Annotated in this window: 19 protein-coding genes; 7 read left to right on the top strand and 12 right to left on the bottom strand. The window is 72.7% G+C overall.

Going from position 1 to position 23605, the window contains the following annotated elements:
- Positions 1–97 precede the first annotated feature (97 nt).
- The 3 genes from J2S42_RS11360 to J2S42_RS11350 are packed head-to-tail and all read right to left on the bottom strand — an operon-like array spanning position 98 to position 2152.
- The gene (locus tag J2S42_RS11360; protein WP_307238340.1) at positions 98–487 is read right to left on the bottom strand and encodes a DUF6841 family protein; all 390 of its coding nucleotides are present in this window, start codon (positions 485–487) and stop codon (positions 98–100) included.
- A 51-nt stretch (positions 488–538) separates the two neighbouring features.
- Positions 539–1867, bottom strand: coding sequence for a glutathionylspermidine synthase family protein (locus tag J2S42_RS11355; RefSeq protein WP_307238338.1), 1329 nt, complete (start codon positions 1865–1867; stop codon positions 539–541).
- 15 nt (positions 1868–1882) lie between these two features.
- The gene (locus J2S42_RS11350) at positions 1883–2152 is read right to left on the bottom strand and encodes a hypothetical protein (protein WP_307238336.1); all 270 of its coding nucleotides are present in this window, start codon (positions 2150–2152) and stop codon (positions 1883–1885) included.
- A 153-nt stretch (positions 2153–2305) separates the two neighbouring features.
- On the opposite strand from J2S42_RS11350, the gene pulA reads away from it, so the two are divergent.
- A complete protein-coding gene (gene pulA, locus J2S42_RS11345) occupies positions 2306–7768 on the top strand; it encodes a pullulanase-type alpha-1,6-glucosidase (RefSeq protein ID WP_307238335.1) in 5463 nt (1820 codons plus the stop codon).
- 147 nt (positions 7769–7915) lie between these two features.
- Here pulA and J2S42_RS11340 read toward each other — a convergent pair whose 3' ends face one another.
- Positions 7916–9946, bottom strand: a complete 2031-nt coding sequence (locus tag J2S42_RS11340; protein WP_307238333.1) for an ATP-binding protein — start codon at positions 9944–9946, stop codon at positions 7916–7918.
- Between the two features lie 216 nt (positions 9947–10162).
- A complete protein-coding gene (locus tag J2S42_RS11335) occupies positions 10163–11146 on the bottom strand; it encodes a carbohydrate-binding protein (RefSeq protein WP_307238331.1) in 984 nt (327 codons plus the stop codon).
- A gap of 16 nt (positions 11147–11162) precedes the next feature.
- On the opposite strand from J2S42_RS11335, the gene J2S42_RS11330 reads away from it, so the two are divergent.
- Together J2S42_RS11330 and J2S42_RS11325 are read left to right on the top strand one after the other, a co-directional pair.
- Positions 11163–11621, top strand: coding sequence for a hypothetical protein (locus J2S42_RS11330; protein WP_307238329.1), 459 nt, complete (start codon positions 11163–11165; stop codon positions 11619–11621).
- Between the two features lie 304 nt (positions 11622–11925).
- Positions 11926–13071, top strand: coding sequence for a winged helix-turn-helix domain-containing protein (locus J2S42_RS11325; protein WP_307238327.1), 1146 nt, complete (start codon positions 11926–11928; stop codon positions 13069–13071).
- 180 nt (positions 13072–13251) lie between these two features.
- Here J2S42_RS11325 and J2S42_RS11320 read toward each other — a convergent pair whose 3' ends face one another.
- Both J2S42_RS11320 and J2S42_RS11315 read right to left on the bottom strand, forming a co-directional pair.
- Positions 13252–14712, bottom strand: coding sequence for an aminopeptidase P family protein (locus tag J2S42_RS11320; RefSeq protein ID WP_307238325.1), 1461 nt, complete (start codon positions 14710–14712; stop codon positions 13252–13254).
- A 121-nt stretch (positions 14713–14833) separates the two neighbouring features.
- Complete coding sequence (locus tag J2S42_RS11315) at positions 14834–15784, bottom strand: carbohydrate kinase family protein (protein ID WP_307238323.1); 951 nt, start codon at positions 15782–15784, stop codon at positions 14834–14836.
- Positions 15785–15923: 139 nt separating this feature from the next.
- On the opposite strand from J2S42_RS11315, the gene J2S42_RS11310 reads away from it, so the two are divergent.
- Positions 15924–16535, top strand: coding sequence for a superoxide dismutase family protein (locus J2S42_RS11310; RefSeq protein WP_307238321.1), 612 nt, complete (start codon positions 15924–15926; stop codon positions 16533–16535).
- Positions 16536–16538: 3 nt separating this feature from the next.
- On the opposite strand, the gene J2S42_RS11305 is transcribed toward J2S42_RS11310, so the two are convergent.
- The 5 genes from J2S42_RS11305 to J2S42_RS11285 form a co-directional block, all read right to left on the bottom strand.
- Positions 16539–17369, bottom strand: coding sequence for an MBL fold metallo-hydrolase (locus tag J2S42_RS11305; RefSeq protein WP_307238319.1), 831 nt, complete (start codon positions 17367–17369; stop codon positions 16539–16541).
- A gap of 10 nt (positions 17370–17379) precedes the next feature.
- Positions 17380–17793 (bottom strand): thioesterase family protein, encoded by a 414-nt coding sequence (locus tag J2S42_RS11300; protein ID WP_307238318.1) that lies wholly within the window; start codon positions 17791–17793, stop codon positions 17380–17382.
- Positions 17794–17840: 47 nt separating this feature from the next.
- Positions 17841–19346 (bottom strand): PH domain-containing protein, encoded by a 1506-nt coding sequence (locus J2S42_RS11295; protein WP_307238316.1) that lies wholly within the window; start codon positions 19344–19346, stop codon positions 17841–17843.
- A 2-nt stretch (positions 19347–19348) separates the two neighbouring features.
- A complete protein-coding gene (locus J2S42_RS11290) occupies positions 19349–19858 on the bottom strand; it encodes a PH domain-containing protein (protein ID WP_307248699.1) in 510 nt (169 codons plus the stop codon).
- A gap of 114 nt (positions 19859–19972) precedes the next feature.
- A complete protein-coding gene (locus J2S42_RS11285) occupies positions 19973–20167 on the bottom strand; it encodes an acetone carboxylase (protein ID WP_307238314.1) in 195 nt (64 codons plus the stop codon).
- Positions 20168–20437: 270 nt separating this feature from the next.
- On the opposite strand from J2S42_RS11285, the gene J2S42_RS11280 reads away from it, so the two are divergent.
- From J2S42_RS11280 to J2S42_RS11270, 3 genes are read left to right on the top strand one after another with little or no spacing between them, the layout of a single operon-like run.
- Complete coding sequence (locus tag J2S42_RS11280) at positions 20438–21538, top strand: AAA family ATPase (protein ID WP_307238312.1); 1101 nt, start codon at positions 20438–20440, stop codon at positions 21536–21538.
- 4 nt (positions 21539–21542) lie between these two features.
- Positions 21543–22463 (top strand): DUF58 domain-containing protein, encoded by a 921-nt coding sequence (locus tag J2S42_RS11275; protein WP_307238310.1) that lies wholly within the window; start codon positions 21543–21545, stop codon positions 22461–22463.
- The gene (locus tag J2S42_RS11270) at positions 22460–23410 is read left to right on the top strand and encodes a VWA domain-containing protein (RefSeq protein ID WP_307238308.1); all 951 of its coding nucleotides are present in this window, start codon (positions 22460–22462) and stop codon (positions 23408–23410) included. The genes J2S42_RS11275 and J2S42_RS11270 overlap by 4 nt, the downstream gene beginning before the upstream one ends.
- Positions 23411–23605: the final 195 nt, after the last annotated feature.

Genomic DNA, 23605 nt, shown 5'->3' with positions numbered 1-23605 from the left:
TTCGTGTCGGTTAGGCCCGCCTAAGTCCTAGCCACCAAACCGTACGTCCGTCTTGCTAGAAGCATACAGGGGGATGCCGCAAGCGGCGGGGCGGGCCTCAGCCGGTCGAGATGACGGTGCAGATCTCCGGGCCGTGCGCGGTCGCCCGGAGCAGATAGCGAAAACTCTGACCCGGCACGGCCGCGCCGTGGCTGTCCAGGAACTCCCAGTCCACCGCCACCATCGACAGCCCTTCGGCGAGGCGCTGCACGTCGCGGATCTGCGCGTGCGCGGCAACCAATTCGCGCTCCAGGTACTCCGGCGCGGCGCCGAGGAAGCTCAGCGCGACCGCGGTCGGCGAGGTGAACGTGAAGCTGTACGAGCCGGAGACCACCATGCCCGGCAGGGCGTAGCATCCGGCGATCCCGGTGAGGTCACCGGCGGTCAGCGCGGCGCCATAGCGGTCGAAGAAGTCACTCAGCGTGTCCAGATCAGTCGTGGCGCTCACCTCTGCAGAGTTTCCTGCCAGCAAGGTCCGCAAACCGCGCCGACACACCGATCACCCATCGTTGATCACGTGCGGGATGAAGTGTGCGTCGTTGCGGGTGATCAGCCCGGCGGACTCGCGGATGCCCATCCCGGCCGGCTCGCCGTCGACCATCCAGACGCCCAGCACCGGGTGCATCGCGCCGTCCGGCGAGCCGAACGCGGGCAGCGGCGCGAGCGCCTGCACCACGTAGCCCTCCGCGCCGTACGGCCCCGGGGTCTCCGCCAGCGGCACACCGTCGCGGACCAGGCTGGTGGACGCGCCCTCGCGACCCCACAGCGGCTTCAGCGCGTACGACGTGACGTGTGCCGGCCGTTCCTCCGCGAACCACGCGGGCAGCAGGTACCGGCCGCGCTCCGGGTCGTCGCCGAAGAGTCGCCAGAGCACCGGCAGCAGTCCCTTGTTGCCCCACAGCGCGGCCCGCCACGGCGGCTCGATCCAGACCGTGCCGCGCTTCGCCGGGTCGGCCAGGTCGCGCAGGATCGGCCGGCCGCCCTCCTCGTGCCACATCCACTCCCACGGATAGAGCGCGAACACCACGTCGAGCTGCCGGTCGCCGAACACCATCCGGTCCGCCCGGGTGTCCCAGCCGATCTGGGACATCGCGATCAGCTCGGTGTCGTAGCCGGCCTGCCGGCAGGTCTCCTGGAGGTACGCGGTGTTCATCCGGTCCTCGCCGGACGTCTCGCCGGTCTCGTACGCGAAATGCACGGTCAGTTTCTCGGGCAGCCACGGGCGGGCCTCGCGCAGCGCGGCGAGATTCCGCCGCCACGCGCCGACCAGCATCTCGTGCATGCCGTTCCACTGGTCCGGCCCGCCGGTCTGTTCGAGCCAGCGCCACTGCACCACCGCGGCCTCCAGCAGGCTGGTCGGCGTCTGCGCGTTGAACTCCAGCAGCGTGGGCGGGCTCTGCCCGTCGTAGCGCAGGTCGAAGCGGCCGTACACGCTGGGCGAGAAGTCCGGGGCCTGCGGCGGGTACCCGCCGTCCAGGTCCTTGTCCGCGTGCGTCCAGGTCTCCGCGCTGCCGTCCTGCCAGGTGCGGATCACCTGCGCGTGCGCGAACTCCGGCACGCCGAACCGGGCCAGCAGGCACACGTCCGGCGTGCAGACCGGGTCGAGGTAGGCCCGCGAGCGCACCGTGCGGTCCCGCCGCGGGCAGGTGGCGACGATGTGGTCGCCGGCCGCCACGCACATCTCGTGCAGCGTCGCGGCCGCGTGTTCCAGCTCGGCGATCTCGGCCGCGGTGAAGACGTACCGGGCACCTTCGCGCCAGTACGTGCTGTCGTCGTAGACCAGGCCGAGCCGCGTGTTCTCCGCCCGCCAGCCCGGGCGGGGCGGCATGTTCTCGCGCCGCACTCAGCCGCCACTCGACCCGGCGTCCCTGCCGCCCTGGCCGACGATGCCGGTCCGCACCACGCCGTCCGGCACCGTCGCGTTCCTGGTGCCGAGCGGCGCCGCGGCGGTCGGATCGCCCAGGGGCGGACCGGTCGGGGCCGGCGCGGGGAGGTACGGGACCGCCGGGCGGCGTGGGGGTGGGTCGGCGTCGCAGGCGGCCGTGCCACCCGCCGCGAGGCCGAGAAACGCGGCGGTCAACGAGATCCGCCGCGCGGTCGTGCTCCGGGGCATGCACCAACTCCTGTGCCGAGGGTGACTCGATCGTGACAGCCGCGCGCAACCGCGTACCGGCTTGCGCAAGAGTTGCGGATCTTTTGCAAGACCTTGCATCGACTTTCATCACGGGATAGCGTGCGACGACACCGCTGGCGAGGAAGGTTGTCGATGGACGCCGTCTGGAGAAAGCTGGTCACGGCGCTGGCCGCGACCGTGGTGCTGCCGATCGGCGCGGTCGCCGGTGCGCCCGGTCCGTCCGCGCCGCCGCCGGAACGCACGGCCACCGGCGCCATGACGTGGGGTGCGGAGCCGTCGGCCGCGGTGCTGGCCGGGCAACGGGCACCGGAGCGTGAGGCGGAGCAGTTCTACTTCGTGCTGCCCGACCGGTTCGCGAACGGGGATCGGCGCAACGACCGGGGCGGGCTCGGCGGGGACCGGCTGAGCACCGGGCACGACCCGGCGGACAAGGGGTTCTACCACGGCGGTGACGTGCAGGGCGTGATCGACCGGCTGGACTACATCGAAGGGCTGGGGACGACCGCGATCTGGCTGGCGCCGGTGTTCAAGAACCAGCCGGTGCAGGGTGCGGGTGCGGACGTCAGCGCCGGCTACCACGGCTACTGGATCACCGACTTCACCCGGCTGGACCCGCACTTCGGCTCGAACGACGACCTGAAGCGGCTGGTCAGGGCCGCGCACAAGCGGGGCATCAAGATCTACCTGGACATCATCACGAACCATACGGCGGACGTGATCGCGTATGCGGAGAACCGGTACGGCTACGTCCCGAAGGAGACCTCGCCGTACATCGATGCGGCCGGGCGGCCGTTCGAGGACCGCAACTACGCGGACGGGACGCGGCCGTTCCCGACGGTCACCAGGGACGCCGGGCCGTACACGCCGGTGTTCCGCAAGCCGTCCGACGCGACCGTGAAGGTGCCGGGCTGGCTGAACGACCCGGCGATGTACCACCACCGCGGCGACTCCACGTTCACCGGCGAGAACAGCGAGTACGGAGACTTCTTCGGGCTGGACGACCTGTGGACCGAGCGGCCCGAGGTGGTCGACGGCATGACCAGGATCTACGCGGACTGGATCCGCGAGCTGGGCATCGACGGCTACCGGATGGACACGGTCAAGCACGTCAACATGGACTTCTGGCCGCGCTTCAGCCGGGGGATCGCCGCCGCGGCCGAGAAGTCCGGAAAACCGGACTTCTTCATGTTCGGCGAGGTCTACAGCGCGGATCCGGAGATCACCTCCGGGTACGTGCGACGCGGCGGCCTGCCGGCCGCGCTCGACTTCCCGTTCCAGGCCGCGGCGCAGGGCTTCGTCACCGGCACCGGAACGCCGGCCGCGCTCGCGGACGTCTACGCGGCCGACGACCTCTACACCGCGCGGGACACGGACGCGGGCCGCATGCCGACGTTCCTCGGCAACCACGACATGGGCCGGATCGGGTCGTTCATCGCGACGGCCGGTGGTACCGAACAGGAGAAGCTGCGGAAGGCGCAGCTCGCGCACGAACTGATGTTCCTCACCCGCGGCCAGCCGGTGATCTACTCCGGGGACGAGCAGGGCTTCACCGGCCCGGGCGGGGACAAGGACGCGCGGCAGGACATGTTCGCCAGCCGCACGCCGGACTACCTGGACGACGACCTGATCGGCACCCCCCGCACGCACGCGACCGACAACTACGACACCCGGCACCCGGTCTACCGGACCATCGCGGCGCTCGGCGCGCTGCGCGAGCGCTACCCCGCGCTGGCCGACGGCACCCAGACCACCCGGCACGCGCCCGGCACGGCCGGCGTGTTCGCCGCGTCCCGGCTGCTCGCGGACGAGCGGGTCGAGCACCTGATCGCGGTCAACAACGCGGCCACCGCGCAGACCGTCACGATCGACACGTTCTCGCCGTCCACCCGGTTCGCGCCGGTCTACGGCGGGGGAGCGGCGGTCCGGTCCGGCGCGGACCGGCGGGTGACGATCACGGTGCCGCCGATGTCCGCGGTCGCGTGGCGCGCGGTGGCGGCGGTGCCGGGGCCGTCGGCCAAGCCCAGGATCAGCCTGACCGCCACCGACCGGGTCGTGGAGGCGACCGTGGCCGGCGGTGACCCGGCCGCGACGGTCACGGTCGCGGCGAAGCGGCCGGGCGGGCGGTGGGAGTTGCTCGGCACCGCGACGCGGGCGCCGTACCGGGTGCATCACGACCCGCAGGGGTTGCCCGCAGGTGCACCGATCACATACAAGGCAGTGGTGGAAGACAGCAACGGGCGTACCGCCTCCGCCACCGCGACCGCGACCGTCGAGACACCGCCGCAGACGCCGGGCCGGGACTGGCTCGTCGTGCACTATCAACGCCCGGCCGGCGACTACGACGGCTGGCATCTGTACCCCTGGGGGGACATCGATCCGGCGTGGGCCACCACGTTCCCGGCCGGGCAGCCGTTCGCGGGCGAGGACTCGTACGGCCGGTTCGCCTGGGTGAAGCTCAAGCCGGGCGCGCAGAGCGCCGGATTCCTGGTCGTGGACGCGTCCGGGACCAAGGACCCGGCCGTGGACCGGACCGTGGACGTGACCGCGACCGGCGAGGTGTGGGTGAGATCCGGCGACGCCACGCTGTATCCGACCAGGCAGGCCGCGACCGGGGAACCCGACCCGGTGCCGGACCCGGGCACCGCGATCATCCACTATCGACGGCCGGCCGGTGATTACGACGGCTGGGGGCTGCACGTCTGGGACGGCGCGGCCACGCCGACCGCCTGGGACGCGCCGCTGACGCCGGTGCGGCGGGACGCCTACGGGGTGGTGTTCGAGGTGCCGCTGGCCGAAAACGCCACCGCGCTCCACTACATCCTGCATCGTGGGGACGTGAAGGATCTGCCGGAGGACCAGCGCCTGGAGTTCGCCGCGGCCGGGCGGGAGGTGTGGCTCCAGGCCGGTGTGCCGGGCCGGCTGCTGCCCGGCGGCACCACCACGCTCAGCCCGGACGTGGACCTCAGCACGGCCGAGGCGCAGTGGCTGGACCGGTCCACGGTCGCCTGGCAGCGGCTCGCCACACCTGCCTCCGGCGAGGGCCGGCCGGCCGACGGCAAGGCGTACGCGCTGGCCTGGTCGCCGGACGGCGGCATCGGCGTGGCGGACGGCGAGCTGACCGGCGACTACGACAGCGTGCCGCTGACCGCGCGGCGCAACGGGCTCAGCGAGGCGCAGCGGCAGCGGTTCCCGCACCTGTGGGCGTACGGCGCGCTGGAGGTGCCGGGCGGCGCGCGGATCGCGGACGTCCTGCGCGGGCAGGTCGTCGTCACCGAACGCGACCACACCGGCCGGCTCCTGGCGGCCACCGCGGTGCAGATCCCGGGCGTGCTCGACGACGTCTACCCGGAAGCGGTCAAGGCCGTGCTGGGCCCGGTGTTCGGGCCGGCCGGGCCGTCCGTGTCGGTCTGGGCGCCGACCGCCCGTACCGTGCGGCTGCAGCTCTTCTCCTCGCCGTCCGGCGCACCGGCGTCCACGGTGGACATGCGGCGGGACGACGCGACCGGCGTGTGGTCGGCGTCGCCCGGCCGGGAGTGGGCCGGGAAGTATTACCGGTTCGAGGTGACCGCGTGGCAGCCGGCCGCGGGGAAGGTGGTGACCGCGTCCGTGACGGATCCGTACTCGGTCGCGCTCGCGGCCGACTCCACGCACAGCCAGCTCGCCGACCTCGACGATCCGGCGCTCGCCCCCGCAGGGTGGGCGGAACTGGCGAAACCCGCCGCGGTGCCCGCGACGAAGATCCAGATCCAGGAGCTGTCGGTACGGGACTTCAGCATCGCGGACCGGACCGTGCCGGCCGTGGAGCGCGGGACGTACCGGGCGTTCGGCGTGCGCGACTCCGCGGGCGCGACGCATCTGCGGGAGCTGGCCGCGGCCGGCGTGACGCACGTACACCTGTTGCCGGCCTTTGATTTCGCCACGATCCCGGAGCGGCGTGCCGACCAGGCGCAGCCCGCGTGCGACCTGGCGTCGCTGCCGCCGGACTCGGACCGGCAGCAGGCCTGCGTCGCGGAGGTGGCGGACACCGATGGCTACAACTGGGGGTACGACCCGCTGCACTACACGGTGCCGGAGGGCGGCTACGCGGTCGAGCCGGAGGGCGCGGCGCGGACGCGTGAGTTCCGGTCGATGGTGGCCGCGCTGAACCGGGACGGGCTGCGCGTGGTGCTGGACGTGGTCTACAACCACACGGCCGCGTACGGTGTGCACCCGCACTCGGTGCTCGACCAGATCGTGCCCGGCTACTACCACCGGCTGCACGCGGACGGCACCGTGGCCGACTCGACCTGCTGCGCGAACACCGCGCCGGAGCACGCGATGATGGGCAAGCTGGTCGTCGACTCCATGGTCACCTGGGCCCGGCAGTACAAGGTGGACGGTTTCCGCTTCGACCTGATGGGCCACCACCCCAAGGCCAACATCATGGCGGTACGGTCGGCGCTGGACGCGTTGACGCTCGAGCGCGACGGCGTCGACGGATCCGGGATCCATCTGTACGGCGAGGGCTGGAACTTCGGCGAGGTGGCCGGCGACGCGCGGTTCGTGCAGGCCACCCAGGCGAACATGGCCGGGACCGGGGTCGGCACGTTCAACGACCGGTTGCGCGACGCGGTGCGCGGCGGCGGTCCGTTCGACGCGAACCCGCGGGTGCAGGGCTTCGCGTCCGGCCTGTTCACCGACCCCAACGGCGACCCGGTGAACGGAACGCCGGACGAGCAGCGGGCCGCGCTGCTGTTGCGCCAGGACCAGATCAAGGTCGGTCTGTCCGGGAATCTGGCGTCGTACCGGTTCGTCGCGTCGTCGACCGGTGCGTCGCAGACCGGCGCGGAGATCCCGTACAACGGTTCGCCGACCGGCTATACCGCGGCGCCGGGCGAGGCGATCACGTACGTGGACGCGCACGACAACGAGATCCTCTACGACGCGCTCGCGTTCAAGCTGCCGCAGTCCACGTCCGCGCTCGACCGCGCCCGGATGCAGACGCTCGGGCTGGCCACGGTGGTGCTCGGCCAGGGCGCCGGCTTCGTGACCGCCGGTTCGGAACGGTTGCGGTCGAAGTCGCTGGACCGGAACTCGTTCAACTCCGGCGACTGGTTCAACGCGATCTCCTGGGACTGCACGGCCGGCAACGGCTTCGGCCGCGGCCTGCCACCCGCGCCGGACAACCGGGACAAGTGGGATTATGCGCGCCCGTTGCTGGCCGACCCGGCGCTGGTGCCCGGCTGCGACGCGATCGACCTGGCCGGCGCGCGCTACCGCGAGCTGCTGGAGATCCGCCGGTCGTCCGAGCTGTTCTCGCTCGGCACGGCGGAGGCGGTGCAGGAACACCTGTCCTTCCCGCTCTCCGGCCCGGCCGAGACCCCCGGCGTGCTCACCATGCTGCTGGCCTCGGCCGGCGAGTCCGTCACGGTCATCTTCAACGCCACCCCGGCCGCGGCCACCCAGACGGTCGCGACGCTGGCCGGCACGTCCACCGCGCTGCACCCCGTGCTGCGGAACTCCGCCGACGAGTCCGTGCGCACCGCCGCTTTCGACACCACCACCGGTACCTTCACGGTCCCACCCCGCAGCGTGACGGTCTTCGTCGGATCCTGATGTCAGACAGGGCCGGCGCCGGTCACGGATCGGCGCCGGCCGAATCATTCGCCCGAGCGTCACCGATCCACGCACTAGTGTCCGCTGAGCCGTTCCCGATCGATATCGCCACCGAATCGTTGGTTCTCAAGCGATGACCGACTGCCCTCAGGCAGTCATCGGCGCGGCTTTGAGCAAGGGGAGTTCGGCGGTGACCTGGGTGCCCCGGCTGAGGTCGGAGGTGATCTTGATGCGGCCGGTGTGTGCTTCGATGATCTCCTTGACCAGGCTCAGGCCCAGGCCGGGGCCCTCGACGGCCGCGCGGACCGCGTTCGAGGCGCGGTAGAACTCGCCGAAGACGCGGTCGACCTCCTCCGGCGGGATGCCGATGCCGGTGTCGCTGACCGTGAGTACGGACGTGCCGGCGTCGCCGACCTTGCGGGGCGGGATCGTGCAGCGGAGCGTGGCGGTGCCGGACTTGGCGGTGAACTTCGCGGCGTTGTCGAGCAGGTTGCGCAGCGCGTGGGCGAGCAGTTCCGCGTCGCCGCCGACCTCGGCCTCGTCCGCGCGGCAGTCGACCGTGAACGTGACCTCCTGCGACTCGAACCGGGGGCGGAACTCGTCCGCGACCGCGTTCACCACGTCCGCGATCGGGACCGGGCGGCCGTTCGCCTTCGCCATCCGCGGGCGGATCGAGGAGAGCGTGACCATGTCGTCGACGAGCGCACGCAACCGGTGCGCGTTGCGGTCGATCACGCCGATCATCTTCTGCGCCGGTGCGGGCAGCGCCACCGGTGACTCGTCGATCAGTTCCAGGTAGCCCTGGATGCTGCTCAGCGGGTTGCGGATCTCCCGGGTCACGTCGGCCAGGAACCGCTCCTTGTGCTCGTCCAGCGCCTTCACCTCGGCCAGCAGCCGGTTCTGCTCCGCGTAGACCGACGAGTGGTGCAGCGCCCGGTCGATGTCCTCGCGGACCAGCGCGAGCAGGCCCAGTTCGCCGTCCGGTACCTCGTACTCCCGCGGGAACGCGATGGTGACCGTGCCGTTCGCGCCGTCGTCGCCGCCGATCTCCATCAGGATCCGGCCCTGGCGGAAGTGGATGCCGGGCGGCGCGTCCGGATCCTGCTCCGACATGGCCGCGTCGATCCGGCCCGGCGCCTGGGTGAGCAGGCTCGGCGGCAGCGGCACCAGGCCGGGCGCGTGCCACTGCTTCAGGCGCAGGCCACCGGCCAGGCCGCTGAGCTGTACGTACACCCGGTCGGCGCCGATCACCGGGCCGAGCTTGTCGACCAGTTCCTGAAGCACGGTGTCGATGTCCAGGTGCGCACGGACCGCCACGCCGATCGTCCGGGCCACCTCGCGCATGTGGCCCTCGTGCTCCTGGCGTACCCGCAGCCGCTGGTTCTCGACCGCGAGCTTGTTCACGCCGTTCGCCGCGTTCTGCACCTCGGCCGGGCCGAACACCGGCGCGCGCTCGTGATGGTCGCCGCGCTCCAGCCGGCGCAGCGTGATGCTGAGCGCGCGCAGCGGCCGGATGATGTCGCCGACCGCGCGATAGGCCAGGTACACCGTGACCGCGACGGTGACCAGCGTGATCAGCGCGGAGACCGCGTTCACCAGCTGGATCAGGTCCTTCGCGGCCGCCATCGACGCGGTCATGTTCATGTCGATCCGCGCCCCGGTCTCCCCGTTCGCGGCCGGGATCGCGGCGAACGCCGTGGCCGCCTCCTCCGGGTCGACCCGCTGGCCGTTCGCGACCGGCTCCGCGTACGTCTGCCACCACCGCTTGCCGAGCGTCTCCTGCCGGTCCAGCAGCGTGCCGAGATCCGGGTCGGACGTGCGCAGGCCGCGCAGCTCGTCCACGGCGGCGAGGAACCCGGCCGTGCCGGACGAGTAGGTGTCCATGAACGCGGCGTCGCCGGTCAGCTGGTAGCCGCGGATCCCGGACTGCACGTCGGTCAGCGACTGCAACACCCGCGCATTCGTCACCCCGGCCGGCGCCCACCGGTTCGCGACCTCGGTCATCTGCCGCGTCGCGTACTCCATCACCACGGCCCGCGCCACCGCGGTCAGCGCCAGCAGCAGCACCAGCACCGAGAAGTAGAACGTCAGCTGCCGCCCCGCCGAGCGCCCCTCACCCGGCGCCGCGTCCCGTCGCCGGGTGCCCGTGTGCCTGTCCTTCGCCTCACGCGCTGCCATCGCCGCCGCCTGGGTCCGATCCGCTCGAATGGGTCTGCGGTGTCCCATCGGCCGGTGCGGGGCGTTTATGAGCTTCTGGGGCCTATTTCTCGAAACCCTTCAGACCTAGATATTCCCACATCCGGCGTGGCTGAGTGCCGCATGCTCCCGCGGGCCCCGGTCGTCGCCGGCGCTCCTCCCTGCCGGTTCCGTCGCCGGTCACCAGCGGTCCACCGGCTACGAGAACGAGATCCAGTCCAGGTAGACGAAGTCGCCGGGGGAGCGGCTGACGAACGAGACGTACACCGTGCGGCTGCCGGTGGCGGACGTGCAGGACACGCTCCGGGTACGCCACTGCGACCAACCACCGGTGTTGTCCACCGAGACGGACGCCATCGGCGCCGACCACGGGCTGTCGTACCGGATCTCGATGCGCCCGCTGCTGCCCGACCCGTTCGCGATGCGTACCTTGAAGGTCCGCGCTCCGCCCAGATCCAGCGCGTCGAACCGCAGCCAGTCGCCGTTGCTCACCGCGGAGACGCCGCGGCCGCCGGAGGCGCCGTCCAGCGCGGCCGCGGTCACGCCCCACTGCCAGGCGAACGACTCCGCCTCGACCTGGCCGGGAGCGATGCCGTTACCGCCGTTCAGCGGGCTTCCGGTCGGCGTCGGCGCGACCGGCGCACCGGTGGTCGGGGCCGCGTCGCTCGGCGACGTACCGGCGGCCGGTGTGGTCCCGGCCGGCTTGGCCGCCGCGGCCGCGGCCGGGCTTCGGGGCGTCGCCACCAGGCCGTTGTCGGTGGGCCGGCCGGGCTCCGGGGATGCGAACGGCGCGCTGGCCGGTGGCGCGCTGAGCGGCTGCTCACTGGTCGGTGTACCGCCGGGCGCGCCCGGCGGCCAGTTGCGGTCACCGCCGCCGGCCCAGTCCGCGCCACCGGGCACGCCGGGCAGGCTGACCAGCAACCAGGCGGCCGCGACGATCAGCACCACGGCGAGCCCGACCCCGATCATCGCCCGCGACGGCCCGCGCCGCCGCGGCGTCTCCGTCACGCTCGCGACCGCCGGCGTTCTCGGCGCTCTCGTGGTGTCCGTCGCGTTCGCCGCGTGTGACTCGTCGGACGCGGGGGAACCGGGCGCGGCGTCCGCGGCGGGCCGGGCCGCGGCCGGCCGGGGGAGGCCGGTGGGTGGGCGTTCTCGCTCCTGCTCGGTGGTGCGCCCCCGCAACGCGGGCAGGATGACGGTGTCATCACTGCCCGGCGCCGCCGCGCCGGCCTCCCGCGCCGGCTGGTTCTCCCGCGCTCGCCCGGTCTCCGGGTTCGGAGCCGCGCTCGGTGCCGATGCGGTGGCTGCCTCGGTGCCCTGTCCCCGCGTGATCGTCGGAAGCGTCCGCGTCGCCGCCTCACTTCCGCTGGCGGCCACCGCTGCGGGGTTACCGGGTGTCGATGTGATCGCCGGAAGCGCCTGCGTCGCCGCGTCCGTTCCGCTCGCCGCCGGGTTACCGGGTTTCGGTGTGATCGCCGGGAGCGCTTGCGTGGCCGCGCTGTCGCCCTTCTGCGCCGCGTCGCCCGATGCATCGGCCTGTTGCGCGGCGTCGCTGTTCGCTCCGGCCTGCCCGGTGGTGCTGGCCTGCCCGGTGGTGCCGGCCTCCGGTGCGGCGGTGCGCGGCTTGATCAGAGGCATCACTATCGTGGAATCGTGATCGATCCGGCCCGCAGCCGGGGGACGAGGGGTGCGCACCGGCTCGGATGCGTCACCGTTCGTACGCCGTCCACCAGGTATGTCGGGCTCGGTGTCCCGGCCCGAATCGCGACTCGGCATCGGCTTGAGTTCTCCCTTGTCCCGCGGCGCCGCTGATCGTACTGCGCCGTCCGGGCCGCGCGTCGACCGCAATACGATCCCGGCAATGCGCATCGAGAATGCTATATGTCGCGCGCGCTCGCCAGGCATGACAACGTTTCCGGCCCGCCGCCGCGTCTGGTCGGCATGGCGACCTCGGCACGCCGATGATCCGCATCTGGCTCGGCCCCGACGACCTCGCGCGCACCCGGCTCCTCCCGGCGCCGCTCCCGCTGCACGAGGTCTTCATCGCCGTCGCGGCCCGCACCGCCCACCCCGGCCGGGAGCTGCGCGACCTGGCCCACCCGGCCGCGTTCCCGGACTTCCTCGCGCCACTGCCGGACACGCCCGCACCGGAGACACTGGACGACTCCCTGCACCGCATGATCAGCACCGGTCGCCCGCGCGTCCGCCGCGAACTCCTCGGATTCACCGGCGGCGTACTCAACGCCTGGCACCATCGCCTCGCCACCGGCGACCGGCCCGCGTTCGACCGCTTGGCCGACGCCGTCCGCCGCCACCACGACCGGCACACCGCGCCGGCCACCGCCGGCGCCGCCGTCGAGATCCACCGCGACATCCGGGCCAAGACACGCGACCTGGCCGCAACCGGCGTCGAGGGCCTGTTCGCCACCATCCACCCCCGGGTCCGCTGGCACAACCCGGTCCTGATCGTCGACACCGCCCACGACCTCGACCTACGTCCCAACGGCGCGGGCGTCACCTTCATCCCGTCGGTCGCCGCCACCCGCCCCTGGGTCGGCACCGACCCCCGCGCCGTCTTCATCGCCTACCCGATCACCCCGGCCGGCCGCCCCGGCGCACCCACCGCCTCCGCGGCTCGCCGGCCCTCCCGCGGCCCGGCGTCTGCCGCGTCCCGGCCCGCCCCGGCTTTCCCGGCGGCGCCGGGGTCCTCGGCTTGCCCGGCGGGATCGGGGCCCCCGGCGGCCCTGACCTGTCCGGCGGGACCGGAGTCCCCGGCGGCCCCGGCCCCTCCGGCTTTCCCGCCGGAGCCGCTGTTGCCGGGTGCCCGCGCCTCACCGGCCGGGCCGGCTTCCCGGGCCGCCCTGGAGGACCCGCTGGCCGCGCTTCTCGGACGCTCGCGCGCCGCCCTGCTGCGTGCCGTCAACGGCCTGCCCGGTGGTACCACGTCCGACCTGGCCCGCCGGGTCGGCATCAGTCTCCCCTCGGCCTCCCAGCACCTGTCCGTCCTGCGCGCGGCCGGACTGCTCGTCACCGCCCGCCATGGCAATGCCGCTCATCACGCCCCGACGCCTCTGGCCCATGCCCTGCTCGCCACCGCTTCCCGCTGAGCACCCACCGCCCGCGTCGCGGCCACCGCTTGAGCTGCCACCGCGAGCTCGCGGCCCGCTGAATACTGAAATATCGGGCGCGCGATGGCCGTGTTACCGGAGCGAGTGGCACCAGCGCAGCGGTGACACGACCGGGCCGGAACGGGCGTCCGTGAGGCCGGCCGCCCGTTCCGGGGGACGTCAGGCGCCCGGGAAGCGGGGACCTTCCGCGCGCTGGGCGGCGAGCCACGTCTCGACCTCGGCGGACGTGCGGGGCAGGCCGGCCGAGAGGTTGACCGCGCCCTCCGCGGTGACCAGGACGTCGTCCTCGATGCGGATGCCGATGCCGCGCAGCTCGGCCGGGACCAGGTCGTCCTCGGGCTGGAAGTAGAGGCCGGGCTCGACGGTGAGGACGAAGTTCTCGCCGAGTTCGCCGTCGCGGTAGTGCTCCTTGCGGGCGTGGGCGCAGTCGTGGACGTCGATGCCGAGCATGTGGCCGAAGCCGTGCAGCGTCCAGCGGCGGTAGACGGTGGACTTCGGGTCCATCGCCTCGTCCGCGCTGACCGGGAGCACGCCGAGGTCGGAGAGGCCCTCGGCGAGCACGCGCATGCAGGTCTCGTGCACGTCCTTGAACTTGACGCCCGGCTTGATCAGGTCGATGCCGGCCTGCTGGGACGCGTACACGATGTCGTAGACCTGGCGCTGCAGCGGGGAGAACGTGCCGTTCACCGGGATGGTGCGGGTGACGTCCGCGGTGTAGAGGTGTTCGCCCTCGACGCCCATGTCCATCAGCAGCAGCTCGCCGGGCGTGGTGACGCCGTTGTTGCGGACCCAGTGCAGGATCGTGGCGTGCGAGCCGGCGCCCACGATGGAGCCGTAGCCGACGTCGTTGCCGTCGTGCCGGGCGCGCAGGCCGAAGACGCCCTCGATCAGGCGCTCGGAGACGCCGCGGTCGGCCGGGATGACCCGGACCGCGTCCTCGAAGCCGCGCACGGTGGCGTCGATCGCGGCCTGGAGCTGCGCGACCTCCCACTCGTCCTTGCGGAGCTTCAGCTCGGAGATCGTCCAGGCGAGCTCGCGGTCGCGGGCACCTGCCTTCTCCGTGTCGAACGGCCGGATCGCGGCGTCCACGCGCGGGTCGAGGCGGCGCAGCACCCGGGCGCGGGCGGGCGCGCAGCCGGCCAGCGCGGCCTCGGAGTCGCGCAGCGCGGCGGTCTCGATGCCGAGCAGCGTGGACTTCTCCGCGAGCGTGTGCCGACGGCCGACCCACAGCTCGCCGTCGCGGCTGCGGAAGAACTCGTCGGTCTCCCGGGACGAGCGCGGCCGGGTGTAGAGCACGGCGTCGTGACCGTCGCCGGACGGCGTCATGACGAGGACGCCGTCCGGGTCGTGGTCGCCGGTCAGGTACGCGAAGTCGCTGCCCGGCCGGAACGGGTGGTCGGTGTCGTTCGCCCGGACCTTCTCCGGCCCGGTCGGGATGACCAGCGTCTCGCCCGGGAACGCGGCGGACAGCCGGGCGCGGCGGGCCGCGTAGCGCTCGGCCTCCGGCCGGGTCGCGACCGTGAGCGAGTCGTCCCGCCAGCCGGAGCGCATGAACTGCAGCAGCGTCTCGGGGAAGTCGGGGTCGTGCGACTCCGTCTTCGGGGCCTCTTTCTCGGCCATGGGACCTGCCTCCCGGGGGATGAGTGCCGGCGACGGCGCGCAGGAGGGGGTGTTCTGCCGCGCCGAGGATTATCCTCCCGACGTTACCGCGTCGTCACGCCCCCTGGCGTACCGCCCGGGGCTAATTGATCTTTGTGGTGGGCTCCCAGCGGCGGCGCAGGTCCTCCGGCGTGGGCATCGCGACGGCGCCGCCGACCCGTTCGCAGACCAGCGCGGCGACCGAGAGTGCGAACTCGACGTGCTGCTGCCAGACGGCGTGGCCGGTGGGCCGGCCGTCGTTCAGCAGCCGGTACGCGAGCGCGGCCATCACGGAGTCGCCGGCGCCGGTCGCGTCCACCGCCTGGACGGCCGGCGCGGGTACGAACGACTCCTCGTCCCCGGTGGAGACGAGCGCGCCGCGGGCGCCCGCGGTCACCACCACGACCGGTGCGCCGAGCGCGTGCAGCCGGCGCGCGGCCTCGGCCGGGGTGGCGCCGTAGAGCCCTTCGGCGTCCACCGAGCTGAGCTTGACCAGGCCGGCGCGCGCGGCGAACTCGGTGACCAGCGCGCGCTGGCGGTTCCAGGCGGCGTCGTCCGGCAGCAGCCGCGGCCGTACGTTCGGGTCGAAGATCCGCAGCGGGCCGTCCGTGGCCCAGGCCGCGCGCGCCGCGTCCGCGAACGGCTCGCGCAGCAGGCTGATCGAGCCGCAGTAGAGCACGGCCGCGCGCGCGGTCAGCTCGGCGGGAACGTCGGCGGGCGTGTAGAGCGCGTACGACGGTGGCTCGCCGTAGAACCGGAAGTCCGGGTCGGCGCCGTCGAACGTGGCCACCGCGAGCGCGGTCGGCGCGGCCACCCGGGCGACCGCGCGGGTGCCGACGCCCGCGCCGGTGAGGAACGCCTCGATGCGCGTGGCGAGCACGTCGTCGCCGAGCGCGCCGCCGAACTCGGACCGGCCCGGGCCGGCCAGCCGGGCGATGCCGGTCGCCACGTTGAGCGGTGCGCCGCCGATCACCTGACGGTAGACGGGCAAGCCCTCGTGCTCGGTCTCCAGCAGGTCGATCAGTGCCTCGCCCAGTACCACCGCATAGGTCATCAAGTGCCTCCCGGATCAATTTTCTCCCGATCCTCCCAGGCCATCCGCACCATCGGCGAGTGGAACCCTGGAACAATGGGCACTGAAATATCATGATTTGTCGGATTCGAGGTTGTCGGATTCAGAGGGAGTGGGCGGGATGCGACGAGCACTGATGGCCGGGCTCGGGCTGGCGGGGCTGCTCACGGCGGCCACCGGCTGCGGGTCGGAGGACCGGGACACCGCGCTTCCGTCGGCGCCGTCCACCGCGTCGGTGCTGCGCGCCTACGCCGAGGGTGGCACGTTCGCGGCCTGGGCGGCGGATCAGACCGCGATCACGTACGACCCCGCGCTCGTGCCGATCGGCGCCAGCGCGCTGGTCACGGTCTCACCCGCGGTGGTCGACACCATGGTGCAGCTTGACGTGGAGGGCCTGCTGCCGTCCCGCGCGTACGGCGCGCACCTGCACACCGACGTCTGCGGCGCGAAGGGCGACGACGCCGGCCCGCACTACCAGCACCACCCGGACCCGAAGGCCGCCGCGTCGCCGCCGTCCGTGGACCCGTCGTTCGCCAACCCCAGCAACGAGGTCTGGCTCGACTTCACCACGGACGTGGCCGGCACCGCGTCCGTCTCCACCACCGTCGCCTGGCGCTTCGACCAGGTGAAACCGCCGCGTTCGCTGGTCATCCACGCGGAGCACACCAAGACCGCGCCGGGCAAGGCGGGCACCGCCGGCACCCGCCTGGCCTGCATCACGCTGCCGGAGTGACGGTCAGGACAGCGCCGCGTACGCCCGCCGGGCCGCCGCCAGCGCGGACTCCTCGGTAAGGCCGAGCGTGGTCTTCGCCAGGACCGCGTGCGCCGCGTCCTCGACCGGGGCGCCGTCGCCGTACGCCTCGCGGAGCGTCCACTCGACCGTGGCCAGCTCCTCGTGCTGCGCCTTGACGAAGTCCGGCGTGACCGGGGCGCCGTGGCCGGGCACGATCGTGGTCAGCGGCTCCAGCCGGAGCAGCGCCGCGACCGTCTCCGGCCACTGCAACGGGTAGGAGTCGTCGCCGTAGGACGGCGGCGCCGACTCCTCGACCAGGTCGCCCGCGACCACCACGCCCGCGTCCGGCACGTACACCACGATGTCGCCGGCGGTGTGCCCGTGGCCGAGGTGCTTGAGGTGCACCAGCCGGCCGCCGAGGTCGAGCGGGATCTCCTGGGCGAACGTGTCGGTCGCGCCGCGCACCTCCACCCGGGCCAGGTCCGCCGCGTGCACCGGGTCGGACTCGGACCAGCGCGCGATCCAGGTGGCGCGTTGCTCCTCCGCGGTCGCCAGGAGCAGCCGGTTCGCCTCCTCGTGCGCCCACACCGGTCGGATCGCGTCGGCCAGCGCGGCGTTGCCGAACGCGTGGTCGAAGTGGTGGTGCGTGTTCACCACCGCCCACGGGAAGCTGGTGATCGCGCGCGCCGCCTCGCCCAGGTCGGCGGCCTGCCGGCCGGTGGCGAGCGTGTCGACGAGCAGCGCCTCGCCGTCCCCGACGATCAGCGTCGAGTTGACGTCCAGCACGGGGTAGCGGAGCACGTAGACACGATCGGCGACCTCGACGAACCTCACGGATGACCCTTCAGTCGAACGCTCTGGACAGGAAGCGCTGCCGGTCGACCAGCATCCGCTCGACGCGGCCCTCGGCGATCACCCGGCGCTCCTCGTACGGCACGTCGGCGACCTCGGTGACGTGCACGTCGAACATCAGCCGGCGGCCGTCGACCGAGGCCAGCGTGGCCTGCGCGGCCACCGCCCGGCCGATCGGCGTGGGCGCCAGGTGCGTCAGCTCCACCCGGACGCCGACCGTGGTCGTGCCGCTCGGCATCTGCCGGGCGGTCGCGGCCACCGTGGCGGTCTCGGCCAGCGCCAGCACCCGGGGCGTGGCCAGCACCGGCACGTCGCCGGAGCCGACCGCCTGGGCGGTGTCGGAGTCACTGACCGTCAGCTCGACGCGCGCGGTCAGGCCGGGGGTGAGGGCCGGCTGCTCTTCCATGGCCACAGCCTATGCGCAACGCACACCGATGTACCGTGCAGGATCCGTCAAGGTCTCATCGTCGCAGCCTGGGCCGCGTGTGCGCGGGCGGTCAGCGCGGCGGCCAGTGCCCACGCCTCGTGGATGTCCCGGTCCGGCGCCTCCGCACCGGCGCCGCCCGCGGTGTCGACGTGCACGGTGGCCAGCCGCAGGCGCCGCTGCACCGGGCCCTGCACCACCCGGACGCTCTGGATCCGGGTGTACGGCACGGCTACCAGCTCGCGCGTGACCACGCCCCTGGTCACCGTGAACACCCGCGCGTTCAGCCCGACGCCCATCCGTGACCAGGCGAACGGGTGCAGCCAGCGCACCCGGTCCGGCGGCGGTTGCACCCGTACCGTGGCCAGGTCGAGCCCGGGCATGGCCAGCGCGACCAGCCGCCGCCCGGTCTCCGGGTCGCCGACCGGGAGCAGCCGGTCGGACTGCTGCTCGTTGCCGTCGCTCGGGCCCGCGACACCGGCCACCGAGAAGCGCACGCGCAGCCACGACTTGGCCCGCCAGAGCAGCGGCCAGGTGACGGTCACGGCCTGAAGCCGGTGCAGCGGTACGGTCTGGTTGCGCGTCTCCAGCAGGCCGTACGCCATTCGCAGGCCGCGGCCCTCACCGTGCAGCGGGGTGTCCCACAGCCGGAAGCTCCAGTCGTTGAGCACCCGGCGTGCCGGGGCCAGCATGACACCGCCGACCGCCGCGAGCGTGGAGAAGATCGCCACCGGGTTGAAGTCACCGGCGAAGCTGAACTGGACCAGCACCGACGCCACGCCGAGCGGCAGGAAGAACGTCTGTGGCGTGAGCACCTGGCTCAGCACGAGATCCGCGTTCCGCACCGCGTGCAGCGGAAAATCAAGATCCGTCCGGGGGTACGCGGCGGGAGGCGCATCGGGTGACGGCGACCCCGGGTGCTCCGCCTCAAGAGCCGCGCCGGTACCCGTACCCGGGAAGAGATCTTGATCGTGGGCGTGGCCGGACAGGCGCACCAGGCGTTCGCGCAGCGCCTCCGCGTCCGCGACCGTGAGGAACGCCAGCGGCGCCTCGGTCTTGCCGCCGCCGACCACCTCCAGCCGCAGCTCGGCCAGGCCGGTCAGCTGGGCCAGCAGCGGGCGCCGCACCTCCACGGTCTGCAGCCGCTCCAGCGGGATCGCCCGGGTGCGCCGCCAGAACAGGCCCTCGTGGATGCGCAGCTCGCGGCCGACCACGTGATAGCCGGTGTTCGCCCAGTTGATCAGCGAGAAGACCACGGCGCCGACCGAGATCACCGCCAGCATGATGCCGAACCGCTGCCAGCCGAACTCGGACGCCTGGGACAGCGAGATCGCGCCGACGATCACCACGAACGTACGGGCGCCGTTCAGCAGCGGGCTCAGCGGGTGCAGACGCTTGCGCGGCGGCGTCGCCGGCTCCTCCGCGGGCCGTTCCGGTTCTTCGGCGGACCCGTCTTCGGCGAGTGACGTGCGGTCCGTCTCGGGCTGGTCCTCCGCCGGCCGGTCCCACGGAGGCGTGCGGTCCGTCTCCCTCATCTCTACAGGCCTTCGGCGCGGTCCGCGCCCAGCGCGGTCAGCCGGTCGCGCAGCCGGGACGCCTCGGCCGGCCGCAGACCCGGCACCTTCGCGTCGCTGGCCGCCGCGGCCGTGTGCAGCTGCACCGTGGCCAGGTCGAACGAGCGCTCCAGCGGACCGGCGGTCACGTCCACGAACTGCATCCGCGCGTACGGCACGATGGACAGCCGGCGCACCAGCAGACCGTGCCGGACCAGCAGGTCACGCTCGCGCTCCGCGTAACCCCAGGCGCGCACGGCCCGGCCGATCACGATCGCCCGCCACAGACCGAAGAGGAGCACCAGGCCCAGCCCGGAGCCGAAGAGCCAGTGGCCGGCCAGCACCCAGCCGGTGACCATCGCGCCCAGCATGATCACCAGCCAGATCGCGAGGCGCACCAGCTCGACCCAGATCAGGTCGTGCGACACCGGGCGCCAGTCGACCGTGTCCGGCCATGGCTCCAGCGCGTTGATGCGCACTTCACCGCTGTCCATGGGTGCGGGCGTCTCAGTCACGGCATCCACGGTAGTCGCAGGACGCCGGGAACGCCGTGTGTGAAGCGTGCGGCCGGTGCGGGGGGATTCTGCCGTGCGCCGGGAACGCCGCGTTCAGAACGGCTCGACCGCGCGCAGGAACCGGCGGGCGTCCAGGAAACCGGAGAGGTGCTCGCGATGATCGTCGCAGGCCAGCCAGGTCTTGCGCCGGTCCGGCGTGTGCAGCGCGGGATTGTTCCACAGCAGCCGCCACGATGCCGGTTGTCTGCAGCCCTTCGCCGAGCAGATCGGCTCCTGGGGCTCGGTCATCGGCACGAACCCCGGGTTTCTCGATGCGGCTGATGGGTCGCCGGGCAGCCACGGGGGAAGCCGCCCGGCGACGGCTGAAATGGTACACACGGGACCGTGGCACCTGTCCACCCACCCACGGCGAGTCCCCGGAGACTCCCGGCGTACTCCCAGCCCGGTGTCAGGCAAGTGTGGTTGTCTGAAGCGGCCGGAATCGGGACGTGTCACGCTTGGTGGGTTCCGCGGACTAGCCTTTGATCACAAGAACAACACCCATTTCGTGGAGGACCGGTGGCCGAAGAGACCACGCCCGAGGTGCCCGTTTCCGACAGTGAGCCGGAGGCTCCGCCGGCTCCGCAGGGCACCACTCCGGCGCAGGACGCCACCCAGGTCGAGCGGGCGCTCTTCGAGGTCAAACGCGTCATCGTCGGCCAGGACCGGATGGTCGAGCGGATGTTCGTGGCACTGCTCGCCCGCGGCCACTGCCTGATCGAGGGCGTGCCCGGCGTGGCCAAGACGCTCGCGGTCGAGACGCTGGCCAAGGTGGTCGGCGGCACGTTCTCCCGGGTCCAGTTCACGCCCGACCTGGTTCCCGCCGACATCGTCGGCACCCGCATCTACCGGCAGTCCAGCGAGAAGTTCGACGTGGAACTCGGCCCGGTCTTCGTCAACTTCCTGCTCGCCGACGAGATCAACCGTGCGCCCGCGAAGGTGCAGTCGGCGCTGCTCGAGGTGATGGCCGAGCAGCAGGTGTCGATCGGCGGCGAGAGCCACCGCGTCCCGCACCCGTTCCTGGTGATGGCCACGCAGAACCCGATCGAGCAGGAGGGCGTCTACCCGCTGCCCGAGGCGCAGCGCGACCGCTTCCTGATGAAGATCGTGGTCGGCTACCCGACGGACGCGGAGGAACGTGAGATCGTCTACCGGATGGGCGTGCGCGCCCCCGAGCCGATGGCGATCTTCACGCCGCACGACCTGATCAAGCTGCAGCAAAAGGCCGACCAGGTATTCGTGCACAACGCGCTGATCGACTACGCGGTACGGGTGGTGCTCGCCACCCGCGATCCGGCCGCGCACGGCATGCAGGACGTGGCCCGGCTGATCCAGTACGGCGCCAGCCCGCGTGCGTCGCTCGGCATCGTCCGCGCCACCCGCGCGCTCGCGCTGCTCCGCGGCCGGGACTACGCGCTGCCGCAGGACATGCAGGACATCGCGCCGGACATCCTGCGCCACCGGCTGGTGCTCAGCTACGACGCGCTCGCCGACGACGTGCCGGCCGACCACGTCGTCGCCCGGATCATGGCGACCGTCCCGCTGCCCTCGGTCACCCCGCGCCAGGGCGCCACCCCGGGCGCGCAGCCCGCACCGGCCGGCTGGCCCGGGGCCCGGTGATCGGATGATCCGGGGCCTCGCACCGGCCGAGTCGACCCGCTCCGAGGCGGTCCTCTCCCGGCTGCAACTGCTCGTCACCCGGAAACTCGACGGCCTGCTCCAGGGCGACTACGCCGGCCTGCTCCCCGGCCCCGGCACCGAGGCCGGGGAGTCCCGGGAGTACTCGCCCGGCGACGACGTGCGCCGGATGGACTGGCCGGTCACCGCGCGCACCACGGTCCCGCACGTGCGCCGTACGGTCGCCGACCGGGAGCTGGAGACGTGGATCGCGCTGGACCTCTCCGCCAGCCTCGACTTCGGCACCGCACGATGGCTCAAACGAGACCTCGCGGTCGCCGCGGTCGCCGCGATCGGCCACCTCACCGTGCGCGGCGGCAACCGGCTCGGCGCGGTGATCGGCACCGGCGGCAGCACCCAGCGCCGCCCGGCCCGCCCCGGCCGGAAGGAGGCGCAGGGCCTGCTCCGGCACGTCGCCGCGCTGCCCAGCACGCCCGGCCGCTCTGACCTGGGCGAGCTCGTCGACCTGCTCAACAAGCCACCCCGCCGGCGCGGCGTCGCCGTGGTGATCTCCGACTTCATGTCCGACCCGGCGGGCTGGACCCGGCCGGTGAAGAAGCTCGCGGTCCGGCACGACGTCCTGGCCATCGAGATCGTCGACCCGCGCGAGCTGGAGCTACCGGACGTCGGCGTGCTCGCGGTCGTCGACCCGGAGACCGGCGCCGTGCACGAGGTGCAGACCTCCGACCCGAAACTGCGCCGGCGGTACGCTGAGGGGGCCGCCGCGCAACGTGCGGCCATCGCGTCCGCGCTGCGCGGTGCCGGCGCGGCCCACCTGCGCCTGCGCACCGATTCCGACTGGCTGCTCGACATGGTTCGCTTCGTGGCCGCCCAGCGGCACGCCCGGACCCGAGGGACGACCCGATGATTCGCTTTCTGGAACCGTTCTGGCTGCTCCTGGTGCTACCGGTGCTCGCCACCGCGGGCGCCTACGTCTGGCGGCAGCTGCGCAAGAGCACGGTCGCGGTCCGCTTCAGCAACGTGGAGCTGCTGCGCACACTCGCCCCCAAGGGCCTCGGCTGGCGCAAGCACATCGGCCCGACCGCGTTCCTGCTGGCGCTGCTGACGCTGGCGCTCGGCATGGGCCGGCCGTCCGTCGACCGCGAGGAGCCGCTGGAACGCGCCACCATCATCCTGGCCATGGACGTGTCGCTGTCCATGCAGGCGGACGACGTGGCACCGAACCGGCTGGAGGCGGCGCAGGTCGCGGCCAAGCAGTTCGTCGGTGAGCTGCCGGAGACGTTCAATGTCGGCCTGGTCTCCTTCGCGAAGTCGGCGAACGTGCTGGTCGCGCCGACCAAGGACCGGTCCGCCGTGCGCGCCGCCATCGACGGCCTCACGCTGGCCGAGGCCACCGCCACCGGCGAGGCGGTCTTCACCTCGCTCGACGCGATCCGTTCCGTCCCGGCCGACGGCGCCGAGGGGGCCCCGCCGGCCCGGATCGTGCTGCTCTCGGACGGCTACCGCACGTCCGGCCGGTCGATCGAGGAGGCCGGTGCCGCCGCCGTGGCCGCGAACGTCCCGGTGTCGACGATCGCGTTCGGCACGGACAGCGGCATCGTCGACATCGCCGGTGAGCTCCAGCCGGTCCCGGTCGACCGGTACTCGCTGGCCCAGCTGGCGGAGGCGACCAAGGGTTTCTTCTACGAGGCGGCGTCGGTCAGCGAGCTGAAGCAGGTCTACGAGGACATGGGCAGCTCGATCGGCTACCGGATAGAGCCGCGCGAGGTGACCCAGTGGTACGCCGGGTTCGCGCTCCTGCTCGGCCTGGTCGCGGCGGTCTGCAGCCTGCTCTGGTCCTCCCGCCTGCCATAGAGCCGGCCTTCGGGGAACCCAGGGCTGGTGCGGTGCCGCCGGTGCTCCGGCAACGCCAGCGGTGCGCGGCACCGTGCACCGGTCCGGGACTCCGGCGGGCGGTCAGCTGGGGGTGCCGCTGGCCAGGACGAACAGGGTGACCACCCAGGCGGTGGCCAGCATCAGGCCGAGCGGGGCTACGTAACGGCTCATGGT

Origin of the sequence: Catenuloplanes indicus, from assembly GCF_030813715.1 — a bacterium.
GTDB classification, from domain to species: Bacteria; Actinomycetota; Actinomycetes; order Mycobacteriales; family Micromonosporaceae; genus Catenuloplanes; species Catenuloplanes indicus.
The sequence above is the reverse complement of the archived record's forward strand: the minus strand, read 5'-3'. Positions and strand labels throughout refer to the sequence as shown.

Excerpts from the sequence above, each read along its gene's own strand:
- J2S42_RS11285 (WP_307238314.1), bottom strand. The coding sequence starts at position 20,167 with ATGACCGAGCCCCAGGAGCCGATCTGCTCGGCGAAGGGCTGCAGACAA.
- J2S42_RS11325 (WP_307238327.1), top strand. The coding sequence starts at position 11,926 with ATGATCCGCATCTGGCTCGGCCCCGACGACCTCGCGCGCACCCGGCTC.
- J2S42_RS11320 (WP_307238325.1), bottom strand. The coding sequence starts at position 14,712 with ATGGCCGAGAAAGAGGCCCCGAAGACGGAGTCGCACGACCCCGACTTC.
- J2S42_RS11290 (WP_307248699.1), bottom strand. The coding sequence starts at position 19,858 with ATGGACAGCGGTGAAGTGCGCATCAACGCGCTGGAGCCATGGCCGGAC.
- J2S42_RS11300 (WP_307238318.1), bottom strand. The coding sequence starts at position 17,793 with ATGGAAGAGCAGCCGGCCCTCACCCCCGGCCTGACCGCGCGCGTCGAG.
- pulA (WP_307238335.1), top strand. The coding sequence starts at position 2,306 with ATGGACGCCGTCTGGAGAAAGCTGGTCACGGCGCTGGCCGCGACCGTG.
- J2S42_RS11275 (WP_307238310.1), top strand. The coding sequence starts at position 21,543 with ATGATCCGGGGCCTCGCACCGGCCGAGTCGACCCGCTCCGAGGCGGTC.
- J2S42_RS11315 (WP_307238323.1), bottom strand. The coding sequence starts at position 15,784 with ATGACCTATGCGGTGGTACTGGGCGAGGCACTGATCGACCTGCTGGAG.
- J2S42_RS11355 (WP_307238338.1), bottom strand. The coding sequence starts at position 1,867 with ATGCCGCCCCGCCCGGGCTGGCGGGCGGAGAACACGCGGCTCGGCCTG.
- J2S42_RS11350 (WP_307238336.1), bottom strand. The coding sequence starts at position 2,152 with ATGCCCCGGAGCACGACCGCGCGGCGGATCTCGTTGACCGCCGCGTTT.
- J2S42_RS11270 (WP_307238308.1), top strand. The coding sequence starts at position 22,460 with ATGATTCGCTTTCTGGAACCGTTCTGGCTGCTCCTGGTGCTACCGGTG.
- J2S42_RS11310 (WP_307238321.1), top strand. The coding sequence starts at position 15,924 with ATGCGACGAGCACTGATGGCCGGGCTCGGGCTGGCGGGGCTGCTCACG.
- J2S42_RS11340 (WP_307238333.1), bottom strand. The coding sequence starts at position 9,946 with ATGGCAGCGCGTGAGGCGAAGGACAGGCACACGGGCACCCGGCGACGG.
- J2S42_RS11295 (WP_307238316.1), bottom strand. The coding sequence starts at position 19,346 with ATGAGGGAGACGGACCGCACGCCTCCGTGGGACCGGCCGGCGGAGGAC.